Raw genomic sequence first — 21,022 nt, 5'->3', positions numbered from 1 at the left:
GAAATCAATTAACCTATATCCCAATTAAAATCAGTCTCTATTTTTATTTTTTCTTTCTCCTGAGTCGCAGATAAAACAAGTTCTTTTTCCTCACTTGTTAACATTTGAATATCTTTTAGACTAACATTAGGATGAGTTGTTATTTCTTCTAATAGAAGCTTAAATCGCCGTCCAAATTCTACTATTGTTGATTTATCAAATAAAGATGTAGCATATTCAAAAGTGAATTCATATATATCTTTATTTTCTTCAGCAATAAGAGTTAAATCAAACTTACTTGTTAGTGTATCTGTGTTTGTTTCCGTGCTAATTTCTAATCCATCCACAACTGTATGTTTTTCATCAGAATTTTGTAATACAAACATGACATCAAATAAAGCACTTCGGCTTAAGTCTCTAGAAAGATCTAATTTTTCCACTAACTGATCAAATGGATACACCTGATGTTCGAAAGCTTCTAACGTATCGTTTTTCACTTTTTTCAAGTGATTAATAAAAGATTGATCTGGATTTATTTGATAACGTAATGCAATTGTATTTACAAACAGCCCCATAAGAGGTAACAGATCAGCATGCGGCCTACCTGCAACTGGTGATCCTATAATGACATCCTTTTGTTCCCCATGCTTGTACAGAAAAATAGTGAAGGTAGCCATAAGTAACATAAAAGGTGTCGTATCAGTTTCTAGTGCTATTTTTTTTATTTTTCGAGTAATTTCCTTGTTTACTTGGAAATTATATTGTTCACCCTCAAAACTCTTTACAGGTGGTCGACCTCGATCATATGGTAATTCAAGAACTGGTATATCCCCTGAGAATAATTCTTCCCAGTATTTCTCATGGATATCAAATTCTTTAGAAGATAATAATTTTTGTTCCCACACAGCATAATCTTTATATTGCAAACGATTTTCCGGCAATGTTTCCCCAGCATATAGGGCCTTAAAATCATGCATAAAGATACTTAAAGACACGCCATCTGTTATGATGTGATGAAGGTCAATTACAAGTAAATAACTATGATCTTTTAACTCCTTTAGTCCAGCCCGCATTAACGGAACCTTAGAAAGATTAAATGGTTGTAACCATTCTTTATAATCTCCCTTTATCATTTCTAGCTCAAATGTTACCTGTTCTAATACTCTCTGTACTAACTGATCCCCCTGCCACTCAAACTGTGTTCTGAGTATTTCATGGCGTTTAATAAGCTTTTCAAAGACTAATTCTATCCTTTTCCGGTCCACCGTTCCTTTAAGAATAAAACAACTTGGTACATTGTATGTCATCTGTGCCCCATCCATCTCTTGTAATAACATCATTCTTTTTTGAGTCGATGAAACCGGGTATACCTCAGATTCCGGTACTATTTCTATATCTTGCAACCTATTTTCTTTTGAATTTTTAATAAAATGACTTAAAGTGCTTATTGTTGGATACTCAAAAAGATTTGCCAATGATAATTGTACGTTAAATTCTTTCCATATTTTAGCGTTGATTACAGTAGCATGAAGGGAATGACCACCAAGTGCGAAAAAATTATCTTCCACACCAATACAAGGATTACCTATAACTTCTTTCCATATATCAACTAGCTTTCTCTCCATATTATCGAGTGGTTTTACATAATTAGTAGTCTCCATCGATGGAGAAGAATCTATAATTACATTCTTTGTATTACCTTCTATAACAGAAAAAAGAAATGTCATTATTTGTTCAGCTAAATTTTGCTCGTATTCTGCAGCCTGGTGAATTTTATCTGAAATGTTTACTATTCCTTCTTTAGTTACTGATTTTGTTAAGTGCATTTTTATCAATGATCCACGAATTACTCCCCAATTGGCAGCTGCTGTCTTCATAGATTCAGCGATAGTTTGGAAGTCCGAGTGATAACGCTCACCAAGAAACGAAAGCATTTTTGAAAACTTCACTCGGCCATCTACAACTTGACCTAAATGTGAGAATAACGGGACATCATTAAAGTCTAAATATCCATCTGTCTCTTTATTTAAATCAAACCTACTTATTAGTTTCGTAGCAAAAAGGTGCATTTGTGAAAAAATATGTTTTTCATCTTTTATATGTTTTATCCAATTTGACAAATCGGTTGTAATCGATTGTATGTCTGTGATTTCATCTTCAGTAACTTTTAAAGTACTTACTTTTTGATAACCCTTATGAAAAAGTTCTGTTGAAAATTGTGCATTTTTAACCATAAAATATGGATCGGTAATAATTAAACAGTCTTCTTCGGGCTCATATCCTACAATAACAAATGAATGAACAATATGATTTTTTAGATAATTCTCATCCCAAGGAAGCCAGTATGCATTCATGGTTACCACCACAGGAAATCCCGAGTATAATTGTTCTAATATAATTTCAAATCCTTCATCGGATGAATCTGTATCAAATATAGTACTTTTTATACCATGATATTTTTCTAAATCACTTACAAAATAACCAGACTCTGTATATAAACCATCCCCTAGATTTCCATTATCGACAGGAGAAAAACCAAAATCCCATAATCTAGCGTACATTAAATAATGTTTACGCTTAAACCAATTAGCTAACGTAGCAATTACATCATCAATACAATTCTGTTCAGAACTTTTACAAGGCTCTACATCATATAAGATTGAAGAAGTATAATTTCCCATTTACTCACCTCTATATTTTTACCCACAGGAAAAACTATTGTAATTTGGTTATTTCTCTATACTAAGTTGACAGAGATATGTATATATTCTTTAAAAAGCTATCAATTATTATTAACGCATTTCATATAAAGAATCTTATTTCTCGAATCACTTTTTTATTTTAATCATTCTATAATAGGGAGGAGAATTCCCTAACTCATAGTCACCAGAATAAACACTAACATTCTAGAAAGCTAAGAGGGAAAGCTCCTTTAATCCCACAGTATAGCAAGTGTAAATTTAAACTCTTAAAAGTCGTGTTTACAATATGAAGTAATACTAATTATTTTTCTTTTCTGCTATATAAGCAGCTAGTTGTTTAATATTGCGTTTTGTATATGCGACTAAGTCGTCCGTATTAAGATTCTCGTTTTCTAAAGCAAGATCAAGCTCAATAGCTAGTAGAGAATTTCCTCCTAAGTCAAAGAAATCATCCTCTACACCGACAGCTTCAATCTTCAATATACTTTTCCATATTTCAACCAAACGAGATTCTAACTCATTACTAGGAGACATCATACTCTCCTCCTCATTCTTAGGTAAAGATCTAGGTGAAGGTAAGGAATGTCGATCAACCTTTCCACTTGGTGTTAATGGTATGTTTTCAACTTCAACAAAGAAAGTAGGTATCATATAACTCGGAACTAATTTCGCAAGATGCAATTTCAAATCAGAAATGGATACAGGTGATTTTGCTACGAAATAAGCTACAAGTTTTTTCTGCCCATCTTCATCTTGAATGTCTACTATCACTGCTTCTTTAATTGCATGATGTGAAGATAAAGCATCTAAAATTTCCCCTGGCTCAATTCGATATCCTCTAATTTTTAATTGTTCATCATTTCTACCGAGGAATTCTATATTCCCATCAGGTAACCAGCGTGAAAGATCTCCTGTCCTGTACATTTTCTCCCCTTTTACAAATGGGTCTGGTAAAAACTTTTCTTCAGTTAATCTCATTTGATTTACATATCCTCTTGCAAGCCCTTCTCCCGCAATATACAGCTCTCCTACCGCGCCAATAGGCTGAAGTCTCTGTTTTTGATTAAGTATATAAAGCCTTACATTCGGAATAGGCTTTCCAATAGGAATAGTATTATAGTTTTCACTTTCTTGAAGTGAAAATGTACTTGCGATAACCGTCGCCTCAGTAGGACCATACATATTTTCTATTTGAGTCGATAGTCGATGCTTTTTAAATTTATTAACCACCTCATGTGTCAAAGCTTCACCCGCAAGTAATATATACTTTACTTTATTTAAAACCTGGCAATTTTCATTATTAAGTGTATTTACGAATGCCCTAAACATAGACGGTACAAAATTTAATAATTTTACATCATATTTATCTATAGTTCTTAAAATTGCCCTTGGGTTTCGATGTTCCCCATTTTCCATTATTACTAATTTACTACCTACTATGGTCCACCCAAACAACTCTAAAACAGATACATCAAATATATAAGGCGTCTTCAGTAAATACGTATCTGATTCATCCATAGGATATAAATGAGTCATTGAAAATAAGAAATTCACAATACTACAATGTTCAATCATGACTCCTTTTGGTCTACCTGTAGAACCTGAGGTATATAAAATATAAGCTAAGTTATTTGGTTTTCCAGTAACCTCCAGGTTACTTGTATCACCAACGTACAAATTTTCTTGCTTTAAATCAATAATCTCTCCTACAAATGGAATTTCACCTACGTATTTAGATTCTGTAAGTACAAATTGAGGATTACAATCCCCTAAAATATGTTCCATTCGACGCTTTGGATATTCAGGATCAATTGGTACATATGCAGCTCCAGATTTTAGCGCAGCAAATATAGCTATAATCATTTCTACGGATCTTTCCACAACGATACCAATTTTAGTTTCCTGATCTACACCTTTTTGTCTAAGAATACGAGCAAGCTGATTTGCTCGATTATTGATATACGAATAACTGTACGGTATATCATTTGAAATAACTGCGATTTCTTCTGGTTTACTTTCAACCTGATCCTCAAAAAATTGATGAACTAATTTACCCTGAGTAAAATCTAATTTTGTATTATTAAGTTCATTTAACATCCTTGTGGATTCACTTTTACTTAAAACATTAACGTCTTCAATTTTCGCTTCAGGATTAGCTACCATCCACTCTAGCGTATTTATAAAATGCATCATAAACCGCTCTATAGTTTGCGGATAATATAGTCCTGTCGCGTATTCCAATTCTAATCGCAGACCCTCTTCTTCCGGAAATACTTCTATACTCATATCTACCTTTGAAGCTTGATGCTTAATTTCGTATGATTTAAATGTAATATCTTTTATTTTTTCTGATGTTCTTCCGATATTCTGCATTACTAACATGACATCAAATACAGGATTTCGATTAGTATGATAAGCCATGTCTAACTTATTTACTAACTCATCAAATGGGTATTCTTGATATTGAAATGCTTCTAGCGCATTTTCTTTTACTTCATTTAAGAATTGAATTATCGTCTTTTCCGCTTTAGGATGATTTCTCATAGGTAGAGTATTTACAAACATACCTATGAGAGGCTCAAGATCATGATGAATTCTTCCTGCAATTGGAGAACCTACTATAATATCTTCCTGTTGCGTATACACATGCAATACTATATTTAGTGACGAAAGAAGTACCATATATAAAGTAGCTTCTCTTTCATCCGCAAAGGATTTTAATTTATTAGAAAGTTCAGGTGTTAAATGGAATACTAATCTATCACCTTCAAAAGTTTGATTTAGCCCACGTGGCTTATCGGTTGGGAACATAAGAATTGGTAACTCACCTTTAAACTTCTCTACCCAATACTCTTCAATTTCTTTCAGCCCTTCATCATGTAAACGATTGGTTTGCCAATTGGCATAATCTTTGTATTGTATTTTAATAGGCTCTAAGGTTTTGCCTGAATATAAATCTATAAACTCTTTTTCTAACTTCGCTAAAGATACTCCATCTGCTATTATGTGATGAAGATCAAATAGTAACAGATATTGATTGAATTCTAATTTCATTAAACCGATGCGCATAAGTGGAGCCCTATCTAACTGAAAAGGACGAACAAATTCCTGTATTAGCTCTTCAATTGTTGATCTATCAGATTTATATAAATGTTCAATTCTAATATCTAAACTATCATGAATAAATTGAACTGGTTCACCTTTAATAAATTGGAATGAAGTTCTTAATGATTCATGACGTTCTACTAATTCTTTGACACATTGTTCTGCCTTTATAAAATCAAACTCACCTTCTATTAACATTGCACCTGGTATATTGTAGGCAGTTCCTATTCCAGCAAAGCGGTTTAATATATATAATCTTTTTTGTGAAGAAGAAGCTTGATAAAATTCTCTATCAGGTACGATCTCAATTTGAGAATAATTTTTCTTCCCTTCATATTTCTCTATATACTCCGCTAATAGCATAATTGTAGGCCTTTGAAACATTTCACGTATAGGTACATCTACACCTAAACGTTTATATATGTGTGAAACAACAGAAGTAATTTGTAACGAATTACCTCCTAATTCGAAAAAGTTATCATTCACACCTATTTTCTCTATTCCAAGTACTACTTTCCATATCTCAGAGAGCATTTGTTCAATTTCATTACGTGGTTCAATAAATAAAGCTGTGGATTGCTCCCAAATTGGATCTGGAAGAGCTTTCCGATCTATTTTACCGTTTGATGAGATTGGAAACTGCTCAATCGGGATGATGTATGCAGGAATCATATAAAAAGGTAAATACTCTCTAAGGAATTGGCGTACCTCTTCTACTTTAGCTGAAGAATTCATAACAACATATGCACATAAAACCGGAGCATCTTCTCCCTCTTTTTTACGTGTAATTACAATAGCTTCACCAATTTCAGGATAACGTAATAGTTGCTTTTCTATTTCTCCTAATTCAATTCGTAATCCACGAATTTTGACTTGATCATCCATACGACCTAAATATTCAAGGTTTCCATCTGGTAACCAGCGAGCTAAGTCTCCAGTACGATATACCTTGTCATCTATAATAGAAGAACCCTCTTTGTTGATTTGTATAGGAACAAATTTCTCCATAGTTAACTTAGGTTGATTTAAATAACCTCTTGCTAATCCTTCTCCTGAAATACACAATTCCCCAGGAATTCCAACGGGTTGTAATTGTTGATTATCACCCATAATATAAACTTTTTGATTAGCTAGAGGTCTTCCTATTGGTAATTGATTCATAAATTCTAACTCAGCGTGCTGAACATGATAACATGTAGAATCTACAGTTGTCTCTGTAGGTCCATAAGCATTTGTTAAATTTGGTCGGCAGTTTTCATTAAATAAACCAAGGAACTTCCGTGCTAATTTCGGTGGTAATTCCTCTCCAGCAATAATAAAATGTTTAAATGAATATTCTACCTCTTCATCTATAAAATTAGTTAATAATCGAAGATGCATCGGCGTTCCATCAGCAATATTTATTTGCTTTTCTTGATAAAAATTAATTAACTCCTGCCCATCAGTTCTTGCTTCCTCAGGTACTATAAATAAACTATTTCCTAATAGAAGCGCACCAAACATGTTTTGTACTGAAGCGTCAAACTCAAAAGGTGAAACTAACCCGATTCGCATAGAAGAACTATATTTATCATATATTTCATTTTTTAACCCAAATATTAAATTTACAACACTACGATTTTCAACCATAATTCCTTTAGGATTACCTGTAGTTCCAGAGGTGAAAATAACATATGCCAAATCGTAAGGTGTACTTACTGAAGGGAAACTAATCAACTCTGTTTCAAGTAGTTCATTAAAACTCACCATACTACAATCCTGGATTTCTCTTGTAAAATCTTCACTAATAACCTCTGGTTTTACTATACAAAGTGGAGATTTACATTCTTTTAGCATCGCCTCTATCCGTTTATACGGCAAATATATGTTAATAGGTAAATAAGCAGCCCCACTTTTTAAAATACCTAGCATTGCAATGACTGCATCAATGGATCGATCCATCATAAGACCAACAATGTGTCCTTTTCCAATTCCTTTTTTATGTAGAGAACTGGCAACCAGATCTACCTTTTCTTTTAATTTAGCGTATGTTATTTCTCTTTTGTCATCAGAAACAGCAAGTTTATTTGGATTATGCATGACTTGTTCTTCAAATAACTGTATCACCGTTAAATGATGCGGGTAATCTAACTCAGTTTGATTAAATGTCATTAACTCTCTTATATCATTATCACTAACCCAATCTAAATCTATATGCGGCGTATTCGGTTGTAGTAAAACTTGCTCTAACAAGTCTATAAAATGATGACCAAATCGCGTAACAGTAGATGTTTTGTATAGATGCTCATTAAAATACATATCACCTTCTATACACCCATTTACTTGACGGAAAGAGAATATAATCTCAGCATTGCTCTCACTTAAATAATTTAAATCTTGAATTTCCTCTAGCAAAATTGCAGTACGGAATGGATAATTACGCCCCTCTGGAAGGTAGTTACTCAAAACTGGTTGTAAACTTTCCAATGGGAAATTTTGATGTTCTAAAGCACTAACCATTACTGTACTAACATGCTGGAGAATTTGTCTAAATGTCATATGTTCCTCAAGACCATGTCTTAAAACTAACAAAGTATTAATAAGGTTAGTATCATTGTCTTGTTTTAAAACAGGTGTACCAATGGATATATCTTGCAATCTAGTATATTTATTTAACAGCAAAGTAAGTCCAGCAGTAAGAATCATGTGCAATTGAAGATCTGATCCATTTGCTAACTTTAAAATCTTCTCGGACAATTCCTCTTTTAGTTTTATGCTAACATTTGATAAATTCACCTGTTTGTTTGATGTCCGGTAATCATAAGGGAAATGGCAGTCAGCCAGTTCCCCTGATAAGTTTTCTAACCAAAATTCTCTTTCCTTTATTCGTTCATTTGCGGCAATTACTTTATCTTTATTCGCTATTCGTTCAACCATAGTTACTCACTCCTGACAATAATCAATTAAAAGTTAAAATCCCCAAAATCTACTGATACCTTAACTGGTTGCAGTTCTTGAATTTCTTGTTTAAATGAAATATCTTTTAATAAAATTTCAGGATGATCTACAATTTGTTCAAAAATCTCAACATAACGCTCACATAACTTTTGAACCGTGTCCCTAGTATATAAAGAGGTTGCATATTCCATAGTCAGTTCAATTGTATCTTCCAATTCAACCACTCTTAGCAATAAATCCATTTGCGCGCGCTTAAAGTCGTGATCATATGTCTTTAGTTCTAAACCATCGATAAACATATGATCTGCATCCATATTTTGCATAACAAATGAAACATCGAAAAGTGGGTTCCTATTATACGTTCCTTGAAGTCCTAATTGATTAACCAGGTCCTCATATTGACATTTTTGATGTTCAAACGCTTGTAAGACCTGTTCTTTTACTTCGAATAGGAATTGAGTAAACCTTTGTTCAGCTCTTGGATAGTTCCTTATCCCTAACATGTTTACAAATACTCCTATAATATCTTGTAAATCCGCATGCGGGCGACCAGTAATTGGTGAACCAATAACAACATCCTCTTGGCCAGTATATTTACCTAGCAAAATATTATATACAGAGAGCATTAGCGTATATAATGTAGTTTCTTCTTTTGCTAATAAACGCTTAATTTTCTTGGTAACATTTGAATCAATAGTAAAGGATATTTTACTACCTTTCAGATCTAATATTTCAGGTCTTGTATAATCAGTAGGCATATTCAAGACAGGTACACCATCTTTAAATTGCTCTAGCCAATACTGTTCATGTTTGAGAGCAATTTCTTTTTCTTTTTCACTCTGCTGCCATTCTGAGTAATCCTTATACTGTATTTTTAAGTTTGGTAATTTCTCTCCTGAGTAAAGCGCAAATAGATCTCTAACAAAAATATCATAGGAAACTCCATCGGTTACTATATGATGTAAATCAATAATTAAAATATGTTTTTGTTCTTCCAATCTAATTAATCCTACACGGAAATATGGAGCATTATTAAAATTAAATGGGCGAATAAATTCATTAATTATTTGTTCCACTTCAGATTCAAAGCCCTCAATTTGAGTAATATGGAAATCAGCATGATCATGAATAATTTGTACCGGTTTATCATTTTTCATTTCAATAGTAGTTCTAAATATCTCATGACGCTTAATTAATTGAGTGAACGCCTTTTCTAAACGTTCAATGTTTAATTTTCCATTTAAAAGAATAACGGAAGTATCATTATAAGCTGTACTTTCTGGATACAATCGGTGTAATACATAAAATCTCTTCTGAGCTGAAGAAAGCTGATAATGAGATTTAGGTTCAGCTGGAACAATAACATCAAATTCACTCTTATCTGCCCTTGAAATATAATTTGCTAGTTTCTCAATATTTGATAGAGTAAAGAGTTCTTTAATAGGAACTTCAACATTAAACTCTTTATGAATTTTTGAAACAATAGTAATAGCCTTAAGTGAATCTCCACCTAGTTCCAGAAGATCATCATGAACACCAACTTCTGAAACTTTAAATATATTTCTCCAAATTTTTGAAAGCTTTTCTTCTACCTCATTGCGAGGTGCTACATATTCAGTCAAGAGTTGTGGTCTAGAATGGTATAACGTAGAATCTAATTCTTCTTCCTTCTCATCATTGAAAGAATTTAATAACACCCATTGATCAATACGCGCTTGCAGTTCCCCTGGAGAATGAATCAGTACTTCCCCTTGTTTCCATGACAGTGCTATATTAAAGGCCTGAACTCCCTCTTCAGGTGTCATAGATAATTCATGTACACTTGCACCTATTTGCATATCTTTTTCTTCATCTTCCCAGTATTTCCAGTCACTCCAATTGACACTTATCCAAGGCAGTTTGGAATAACGATTTATATATTGTGCAAAAACATCCATGTATATATTTGAAGCAGCATATGAAACATAACCTAATCCACCTAAGACCGCTGAAATTGAAGACATTAGAACACAAAAATCTAAGTCTTTATTTCGTAAGCACTCTTCTAAATTGAGAAGACCATAAATTTTTGCAGAAAATTGCTCCTCACAGTCCTCTTTTTCAAGTTCCTGAATCAAATTAAAAGTCTTTCCACCGAGAATACCTGCACCATGAATTACACCATTAATCTTTCCAAATTTTTGTTCTGCCTTATGAATTGCTTCGTATAGTTGTGATTGATCTGTAACATCAGCAGCAAGTACATAAACTTTAGATCCCGTTTCTTCTATCTCTAAAACTTTACGAATTCTGTCCGAATACATCGTATTTTCCTTCAAATGCATATCCCACTCATCACGATTTGGCAGACCTGTACGTGTAAGAAGAACTAAGTTGGCTTGTACAGTTTGAGCCAAGTGTTTCGCAAGAATTGTACCAATACTTCCGAGTCCTCCTGTAATAAGGTAAACTCCATTTTTTCGTAAAGGCAGTTTCTCTTTAGCTGGCTGTTCTAGTTGTAAAGGCTCGTAAGTTTGAACAAATCTTTTATTTCCTCGATAAGCAATCATCTTATCATTCGTATTTGAAAGACATTCTTCTACTAATTGATTTATTAACCTGCTCTTCCATTCTTTGTTTAGAGGTAAAACAACATCAACACTTGAACAAGAAAGATAAGAATACTCTTGTGGAACAACTAATGACGTTCCAAGTACAGTTGATTTTTCTGGAATTAATTCTTCATCACCAATCACTTGTTGAACACCATTTGTAATAATTCGAATTGAGATTGAATCAGAGATATTCTTGTCTCCTAGTGCCTGAGTTAAGTAAAAAATTGAATAGAATCCTAAATTTTGTTTACAATTTACATATTCAATTGAGGCTTGTCTTTCCTCATCCGTAATTCCCCACATATGAACTATTCTTGTAGGTAAACCACATATTTCTTGTACTTCATCCAATAACTTAACGTAATCTGTACGTTCTTCAGGATTTATAATGAAGCGATCGTTATTCTCCTTATTAAAAGCAAAGCCAGGTTCTACTGTAACTACTCTCTCCCCTTTATTTAATAAGTCCTTAACTAGTTCATTACCTAATCCTTCTTGATCTACAAAAACAATCCATGTCTCATTCACATCATGATTTGGTTCAAACAATGTAGAACTTTTCCATTGCGGTGTATAGAACCATTCAGAAATGTTGTTATTCTTACTAATTTTAGATTGCTTACTATTAAGCTTTTGACCTAAATCATACGGATTACCTTGTAATTTATAAGATATTTTATTGAAAGAATACATTGGTAATGGGATACGTCTTCTCTTCTCATCTTTATAAAATTGTTCCCAATCTATAGAAATACCTGTTACCCACATTCGAGTGATGTGACTAAATAAGAAATACATATCTGATACATCTTGTTGAACAGATCGAACCGTATTAAATATTCTTTCATTAGCATTTTCATAGTCTAAAAGGCGACTAGTAAGCCTACTAAGGTCATTTCCAGGACCAATCTCTATGAATAGACTTGTATTGTCGCTATTCAACTCTTGAATTCCATCAGAGAATCGAACAGTTCCACGCATATGTTTTACCCAATAAACTGGGTTTGTTGCTTCTTCAGGTCGTATCCAAGTACCAGTCAAGTTTGATAAATAAGGTATTTTAGGTTCCCTGAGTGTTAATGTACTCACATAGGAAGCATACTCGTCCAGAATTGAATCCAGTTCGTGTGAATGTGCTGCTCCTTCTATTGTTACTCGCATACACATTAAACGCTTTTTCTTTAATTCATTTTCAAAATCTACAATTGCTTCTTCTGTCCCAGAAACTATACAAGCTGGACCATTAACTACCGCTAAAGAAATGGTATGTTGATATTCTTTTTCAAAAGAATTAATTAAATGAATTAATTCCTCTTCTGGAAGCGGAACACTAAGCATTACCCCTGCAGGGAGACTACTCATTAGCTGACCTCTTTTTACAACTAATTTAAATGCATCTTCCAAAGTAAATACTTCTGCTAAACAAGCAGCCACATATTCGCCAAATGAATATCCAATCATTGCTTCAGGTTTAATTCCCCAACCCATTAATAGTTTCGCAACTGAGTATTCAAACGCGAAAAGAATTGGTTGACTAAATTCCATTCTTTTCAATTTTTCCGTTGCCTCATCAATACTGAAAGTAGTTGGGTATAACACTTCTTTCATGTTTACATTCGTAACAGATTGAAGGATTGCAAAGCATTCATCCATAGCTTCACGGAAAATTGCCTCTTGTTCGTATAATTCTAACCCCATGTTTACATATTGCGATCCGTTCCCAGAGAACAGGAAGTTGATTTTAGGATGTTCCTCTTTTACATTTGCATATTGTACTCTTCTTCCGTCTGGCTGGTTTAATTGTTCAATTCCTTCTTGAGTACTGGAACAAACTAAAGCTCTCCTATGCTTGAATTCCTTACGTCCAATTTGCAATGTATAACTAGCGTCTGCCAAATTCAAATGAGGATTCTGTTCAAGGTGATTTCCTAAATTCAAAGTCATACGATCCAAAGCATCTTTCGATTTTGCCGAAATCATTAACATCTGGTATGGTCTACTATTTGAGGTTGCTTCAAGCTTTGGTGCCTCCTCCAAAATAATATGTGCATTTGTACCACCAATACCAAATGAACTAACACCTGCACGTAATGGTTTATTATCCTCTTTCCACTCATTTAATTGTTGATTTACATAAAAAGGTGTCTTTTCAAATCCAATTTGCGTGTTTGGTTTTGTGAAATTCACACTTGGCGGAAGAACCTGATCTTTCATCGCAAAGACCGTTTTAATTAGACCAGCAACACCAGACGCTGCATTTAGATGGCCTACATTTGCTTTAACAGATCCAATTGGTACAGATTGTTTTTCATTAGAGTTAAACACTTCACTAAGCGCCTTGATCTCAATGGTATCTCCTAGTTTAGTAGCAGTTCCGTGTGTTTCAATATAGGAAATGGACTCAGGTTCTACATTTGCTTCATGTTGCGCCATTTTAATAACTTCTACTTGGCCATCTACACTAGGTGCAGTGTAACCAATTTTCCGATTCCCATCATTATTAATCGCCGTTCCTTTTATTACTGCATGTATAGTATCCCCATCATTTATAGCTTCCTGTAAAGGCTTCAGAACAACAATCCCAACACCGTCTCCAAAAAGCATTCCATTTGCATTTTCATCAAAAGGACGACAATGACCATCTGAAGAAAATAGCATTCCTTCTTGGTAGGTATAACCTGCTTTTTCAGGTTGAGTTAATGTAATTCCTCCAGCTATAGCAATATCACAATGCCCCTGTAATAATGCTTGGCTTGCATTATGAATAGCCACCAATGATGTTGAACATCCCGTAAAGATATTCATACTTGGTCCTTTAAGGTTAAATTTGTAAGAAATTTGAGTACTAAGCGAGTCTTTGTCGTTAAGTAATGAAATTAAAAATTGCCCAGCTGGTTCATTTGCCTCTGATAGAGTAGATAACACTTGCCAATATAAGTTAGGAGATGCCCCACTATATACACCAATTAGGCCCGGGTAGGTCTCAATATTATATCCAGCATGTTCAAGGGCAGACCACGCACATTCATGGAATACTCGTAGTTGTGGATCCATTAATGATGCATCTTGAGGTGTATAATCAAAGAATGGAGCATCAAAATTATCAGTACCCTCCAAATACCCTTTCGCTTTAACATAATTAGGGCTTTTTACTTCCATAGGATTCACACCAGATTCAATTAACTCTTCATCTGTAAAAAATTGAATAGACTCTGTACCAGACTTTATATTATTCCAGAATTCATTTACATTCTGTGCTCCAGGAAAACGTCCATCTATTCCTATAATTGCAATATCGTTATCTTCTTTCGTTTTTCGATTAAAACGTTTTGTATGTTTAACTTGATTCTTTTGCTTATCTCCACTTAAGTATCTCGCTAAAGAACGAATACTTGGATACTCAAACATAACTCCAATTGAAATCTGTTTTTCTAATCTATTAATTAATCTCTCATGAATTTGAATTATATGAAGTGAAGTTGCACCAAGATCAAAGAAATTTTCATTTACATTTACAGTATCAACACTGTAAAACTCTTTCCAAATTCCTATAATTATTTCCTCTACTTCATCTTGAGTTCTGAACTTATCTCTCATTTTCGTTTGAGTTTCCAATTCAGAAATTCGTTTACGAGAATTCAGATTAATCCATTGATCAAAACGTTTATTTAAATCTCCTGAAGAAATAATTACCTGATTTAAACCACTTAAACCAAGCACACATTGGAATGTTTTTTGTCCTTCCTCAGATGTCATTTCAAGTGCTTCTATACTTTGAGCATTGAATATTTTATTAACCTGTTGAGCTCCCGTATACTGCCAATCTCCCCAGTTAATACTGGTCCATCGATTATTAGATGTATTACTCACTTTGTCTGAAAAACTATCTAAGTAAAGGTTTGCTGCTGAATAGGCTACAAAACCTAATCCACCCAAAATAGGTGAAAGTGATGAAACAAGATAACAAAAATCAAGATCATAATTACTCAATAACTTATCAAGAACTAGCACACCATGTACTTTAGGAAGAAATTGCTCTTCACATTCAATCCTACTTATCTTTTCCATTGGACACTGAGCTGATTTAACACGTAAGACACCTGCAGCATGAATTACCCCATTTATGCGACCAAAATTAGCCTCAGCCTGATGAATCACGTTTCTCATCTGCTCTTCATCAGCTACATCTGCAACAGCTGTCATTACTTTTGCTCCCAATGACTCCAACTTCTGAATATGGTTAATACGTTGACATAATTGTTCATTTTCAATCTGTGATTGAAGAATTTGATCCCATTCTTCACGATCAGGAAGAGCTGTTCTACTAACTAATATTAGTTTAGCCTTTACTGTACGCGCCAAATATTCTGCTAATTTAAGACCTACTCCTCCCATTCCACCAGTAATTAAATAAACCCCTTCCGATCGAATATTCGGGATTTTTGAAGCTAATTCATTTTCATTTATTACTAGCATTTCACTTACTTTTTCATCAGGTATAGGCTCATAGATTCGAATGTAACGAGTGTTATTTCGAATTGCTATTACAGTGTCAATAATGTCCGTTTGAATCTCAGAATATAAGTTTGATATTAATGCTTCTTCATTATCAGACAACATAAAATCTACACTACGGCATCTAATATTTGGATACTCTTGCGGAAATACTTTTATAGGAGCCAAAAGAGTAGATTTTTCTGCAATAATAGACTCGTCTCCTACTACCTTTTGCATATTATTCGTCATAACGTTTATATTGATAGGATAAAGTAAATTAAATTTACTAATTGTCTTTGCAAGTGATATTAATGAATAGAATCCAGTATCTAAGGTCTCGATACCTAAATCCTTATTATCCACATTCCATAGGTGAACAATCTCTTCTGGTAAACACTCTTGTTTTTGTAGCTCATTAAATAACTGATAATAATCTTCTTGTTTAGTAGGGCATATTGTAAATTCATTTAAACTAATCTTTTTATATGAAGGACCCACACCGACTGTTATAACACGATGTCCATCTCTTTCAAGCTTTTCTTTAAGAGCTAAGCCTATATGCTCATTGTCTAAAAATAACAACCAACTTTTAGTAGATTCTTTAGTTACATCTACAATTTCTTTTTCCATCCAACCTGGAGTATAGAACCACTCAGCTATATTAGAACGTTTCTTTATCGATGTTTCTTCACTATTAGTTATATTTTGCTGTTCAGCTGGATCTATCCAATATCGTTTTTTCTCAAAAGGATAAGTTGGTAAGGCAATACGTAATCTATATTCCTCTTCATACAGTTTACTCCAATTAATTTCTACCCCTAACTCCCACGCTTGTCCCAATACCTCTAACAAGTCGTTCTGTAAAATAATCTGATTATTATTATTTTCAGAATTTAATAACTCTCCAATATGTACAATCACAAAATTAGGATCTACATCCTTAACTTGTGTTAGAAGTTCTACTTTTTCTCCATGCGTCCATTCTGTCTGTAACTCTACATAGTTCTCAACTAATGGATTCAGGACATCTTCTGGCTTAAGAGATTTATTATAAATATCTGAAACCATTCCAGCTAAGCCTGTACCAATAATGTTAGAAGGACGTACATCACATTCAATTAATACATCAATAATCGATTGCAAGCAGACGAAGAAGGTTAAATCTTCAACCAAGCTATCATCTGTTCCTTTAAAGAATGCTTCTTTCAATGCTTTTCCAGTATACATTTGGGCATCAGTCATATTACGCTCAAATACTTGTAAGAATAATGGTTCCTTTTGGTATAGTTCTTTTACATTCTCAATAATTGATGAGTATTCGCTAGGTAACACAAATACCAAATCTGGATTTTCTTGCATTTTTACGTGAAAATCTTTAACTGTTTTTAAATTGTCTATGGCACTATCTATATCTTTACATAAGACCGCTCTTCTATACGGAAATGGTCGACGGCCAGTTTGCAATGTGTATGCTACATCTGCTAATTCAACATCTTTATTAGATTCCAGATATTGAACCATATTTACCGAAGCATTATTTAAAGCTTCTTTTGATCTAGCAGAAAGAACCATTAGTTTTTTCTCTCTAGTAGAAGCAGAACTTTTAACTTTAGGGGCTTCTTCTAATACAATATGAACGTTAGTTCCACCATATCCGAAAGCACTCACACCTGCTCGAAGAAGATCATTATCTTCACTTTGCCAATTTACCAAATCAGTATTGATATAAAATGGGCTATCTATAAAATCAATTTTCGAGTTAGGGCGCTTCACATTTAAAGTTGGCGGGAGTTGTTTATGTCTCATAGATAAAACTGTCTTTATAAGTCCGGTCACCCCTGCAGCTGTATCTAAATGACCTACATTACTCTTAACAGAACCAATTGCACAAAAAGATTTCTTGTCCACATCTTGAAACGCTCTCTTTAGTGCCTCTACTTCAATAGAGTCCCCTAATGGCGTTGCCGTCCCATGCGTTTCTATATAACTAATAGTAGAAGGATCAACTTCAGCAAAACTATGAGCTGCTTGAATTACTTCAGCCTGTCCCTCAACACTCGGTGCAGTATAGCCTACTTTTCGACCTCCATCATTATTTGCTGCTGAACCCTTAATTACACCATATATCGTATCTCCATCAGCAAGCGCATCTTCTAATCTCTTTAGTATTACCATACCTACACCATCACTAAAAACTGCACCCTGGGCTTCTGCATCAAAAGTACGAACTTTGCCATCCGGTGAACTTGTCATTCCTTCATGGTATTTATAACCATTCTTTTTAGGATACGTTATAGATACCCCACCTGCGGCTGCAATAGAGCATTCTCCAGTTAACAATGATCTACATGCAAGATGAATGCTCAAAAGAGATGTAGAGCATGCTGTATATAATGTAAAACTCGGTCCCTTAAGTCCCAGCTTATAGGATGTAAGCGTTGAAATTGCATCTTTATAGGAAAGAGTACCTGCCTCTGAAAACTCAACCACACTATCACTGTTTAATAATGGCGTGTGCTTCATCCAATTAAAATTAGTAGATGCTCCTACATATAACCCTATTAATCCTTCATAATCAAATGGATTATAGCCTGCCATCTCTAATGCTTCCCATGTCGTTTCCTGTAACATACGGATTTGGGGATCCATTATTTTCGCTTCCCTAGGTGTATAAGCAAAAAAGGATTCATCAAAATATTCTACTTCCTCCAAATACCCTTTTGCTTTCACAAAATTAGGATGTTGTAAAACATCTAAATTAACACCTTCTTTAATTAACTCATCTTCAGTAAATGTAGAAATTGAATCAACACCATTTTTTAGGTTATCCCAGAATTGGTTTATTTCATTTGCACCTGGAAATTTACCTGCCATTCCAATAATCGCTATTTCCAAACCAGTTTTACTATCATCTTGATGCTTCATTTTCACTTTCCTCCTATTTTGTTTAATTCGGATTTTCTATGCTTTACATACTCTTAGCTACAATACTTAGAGCTAATACTCCTATTTCATAAACTTAAGCAAAAGAAAAAACACATGAAATTACCCATAAAGTAGCTAAAGTGATTTACATACCTGACAGAAAACAAAAAATTTTAATTACGATTTCTATTCCTGGATTTCAATGATATTTTGAGCACTCATTTTTCATTCTAAAAACCTGATACTTTGGTAATAATTCTGTTAATATTACACTTTATGTAGTTAGTAACATATTCACAAGAAGTTTTCTTTAAGAAATTAATTTGTAGAGTAATAATTTTGTAGGGGATTTATGTTATAAAATTAAGCATACTTTTTCCAATATCATATAGAAAAAAACAAAAAAGTGACATACAGTGAATATTGAGAAATAAAATTCATTTATTCCATATCTAACCAAAATAGAACGAATTTTCAATTTTAAATTAGATTTTCTTGCATTTATAATTGCATTCTCTATAAATCATCAACGGTGAGCTTTTAAACTTTAAACATAAATGAAGTTATATACGAAATTTTTTGTCTAGATGAGGATCTATAAGTGAATTTATTCAAGAGGAATTATATATGCTACAGATTTAATATTCTTCATAAAGTTATATACATAAACTAAATTCCTTCAAACGTTTTAAGAAAATATTGAGTATGAACATCGTTAGTGGAACGGTTCCTACCGAAGCCAAACTTATTTCTAGGATTGCTGACTTACAATTATGCATTGTACGACTCCTAAGACAGCAAAATAAGTTCCATATGCTACAGTACTGTTTATCCTTCCGTTATGTTTCGCTATGCACATACAATATTTTCATCTTATACCCATAACTAATGTCCTGCAGACGCTTTATATTATCTTCAAACCCACTATTTCACTAAACTGTAAAATTAAAACCGTTAAATTTCCGAATAAACTGAAAACTCATGAGAAATTGACAAGAAATCTCAATAAGATCTTTTCAATATATCTTAACTTCAATCTCATGGAATCAGGACTCAATAATGATGCTATACAGGGGAGTATTCTATTAAGTAGAATTACAGAAACGATTCTGCTTATGCAGGATAAATTAAAAATTTTCCATTTGATCCTTTAACCTTTGTAAAAATCAGGTATTTAAATGTTATAAACAAAAAACGTAGGAATATTTAATTCCTACGTTTTTCATAAATAAATTTAATTTATTTATACAATTCCTCAAATTCGTCAATCTCAGCTTTACGCTTTAAAAATAGTTCCATATCTTTATTTTCTCTTTCTATTAACCCCAGAGCATGTGTATCATCCAAGGCTAACTCCTTATATCCCCATATATAATCTATAGTTGTATCTTTAACCTGTTTGTGTTCTGCACAATACCATTCTAAAGGTTGTAACGCATCGGATATTTTAAATAATTCTGCTGGATACCATGATGGCATATTTTCACGTTCTCCTAAGATTAAATATGTTAACTTACCACTTTGTAATTTACATATTCCATAAACAATATACTCTTTTTCAATGGTTAAATTAAATGTTTCCTCTGTTATCTTAGATAGGGCATTGCCGGTATTATATAAACAAGTTACTTTCATAACATATTCCCCTTATTTATTTTTATCTTTAAACTTAAAATTCAACCGTTTCACCTGCCCCCACATCAAATGCTTGATAATAACAAGCATAGCGTTTAAAAAGAAATTCATAATATTGCAGAGGTACAGAAACGAGTTGAGATATAAAGAATCAATATGAAAGAAAATCAAATTGATATAATATAAACCGCAGGAATTAAATATTTCCACAGTTTTATGTTTATCTAAGGTCCGTTTAATTATTTTACAACAATATAGAATTTACTTAGCATTTTTTCTTCTGCAAATACTTATCTTTCAATTTTTATATCCTTACACCATATTTCTAATTCCATAGGAGGCATAATTATATTACAGGTATATAATTTCAAGCCCTCTTTTTCTACTTCACCGATTTCAATATCATGAAGAAAATATGGTAACTGTTCATATGTAAATGTTTTTATTGGCTTTTCTTTTACATATCCCATACTATGTTTGTATTCTATTTTATAGCAACCACTGAATTGAAGAGTTACATCATCCCCATCTTTAAAAATCAAAATCACTTCATCGCCAATATAATTGCATTCTAATTTAGTAACCCACGCATCCCAGTAATTTAACTTATCAATTTTTTCTTGTATTCTTTGTACGTTCATATTTCCT

At 33.2% G+C, this 21,022-nt stretch carries 5 protein-coding genes; all 5 read right to left on the bottom strand.

Going from position 1 to position 21,022, the window contains the following annotated elements; all coding sequences use genetic code 11:
* Nucleotides 1-8 precede the first annotated feature (8 nt).
* The 5 genes from D1166_RS15705 to D1166_RS15685 all read right to left on the bottom strand — a co-directional run bounded on the left by D1166_RS15705 (nt 9) and on the right by D1166_RS15685 (nt 21,015).
* On the bottom strand, nt 9-2,660 hold the full coding sequence (locus D1166_RS15705; RefSeq protein WP_098316012.1) for a condensation domain-containing protein: 2,652 nt from the start codon (nt 2,658-2,660) through the stop codon (nt 9-11).
* Nucleotides 2,661-2,978: 318 nt separating this feature from the next.
* Nucleotides 2,979-8,702, bottom strand: a complete 5,724-nt coding sequence (locus tag D1166_RS15700; protein WP_098316013.1) for a non-ribosomal peptide synthetase — start codon at nt 8,700-8,702, stop codon at nt 2,979-2,981.
* Between the two features lie 26 nt (nt 8,703-8,728).
* Nucleotides 8,729-18,739 carry a type I polyketide synthase gene (locus D1166_RS15695; RefSeq protein WP_098316015.1) on the bottom strand — a complete coding sequence of 3,337 codons (10,011 nt, stop codon included), beginning with the start codon at nt 18,737-18,739 and terminating at the stop codon, nt 8,729-8,731.
* Between the two features lie 1,239 nt (nt 18,740-19,978).
* Nucleotides 19,979-20,374 carry a hypothetical protein gene (locus D1166_RS15690; protein ID WP_097855527.1) on the bottom strand — a complete coding sequence of 132 codons (396 nt, stop codon included), beginning with the start codon at nt 20,372-20,374 and terminating at the stop codon, nt 19,979-19,981.
* 290 nt (nt 20,375-20,664) lie between these two features.
* Nucleotides 20,665-21,015, bottom strand: coding sequence for a hypothetical protein (locus D1166_RS15685; protein WP_088346306.1), 351 nt, complete (start codon nt 21,013-21,015; stop codon nt 20,665-20,667).
* Nucleotides 21,016-21,022 lie beyond the last annotated feature (7 nt).

This window comes from Bacillus sp. ISO11 (genome assembly GCF_003458115.1).
In the GTDB taxonomy this organism is placed as follows: domain Bacteria; phylum Bacillota; class Bacilli; order Bacillales; family Bacillaceae_G; genus Bacillus_A; species Bacillus_A cereus.
Note: the sequence above shows the minus strand (reverse complement) of the source record. Positions and strands in the feature narration are given on the sequence as shown.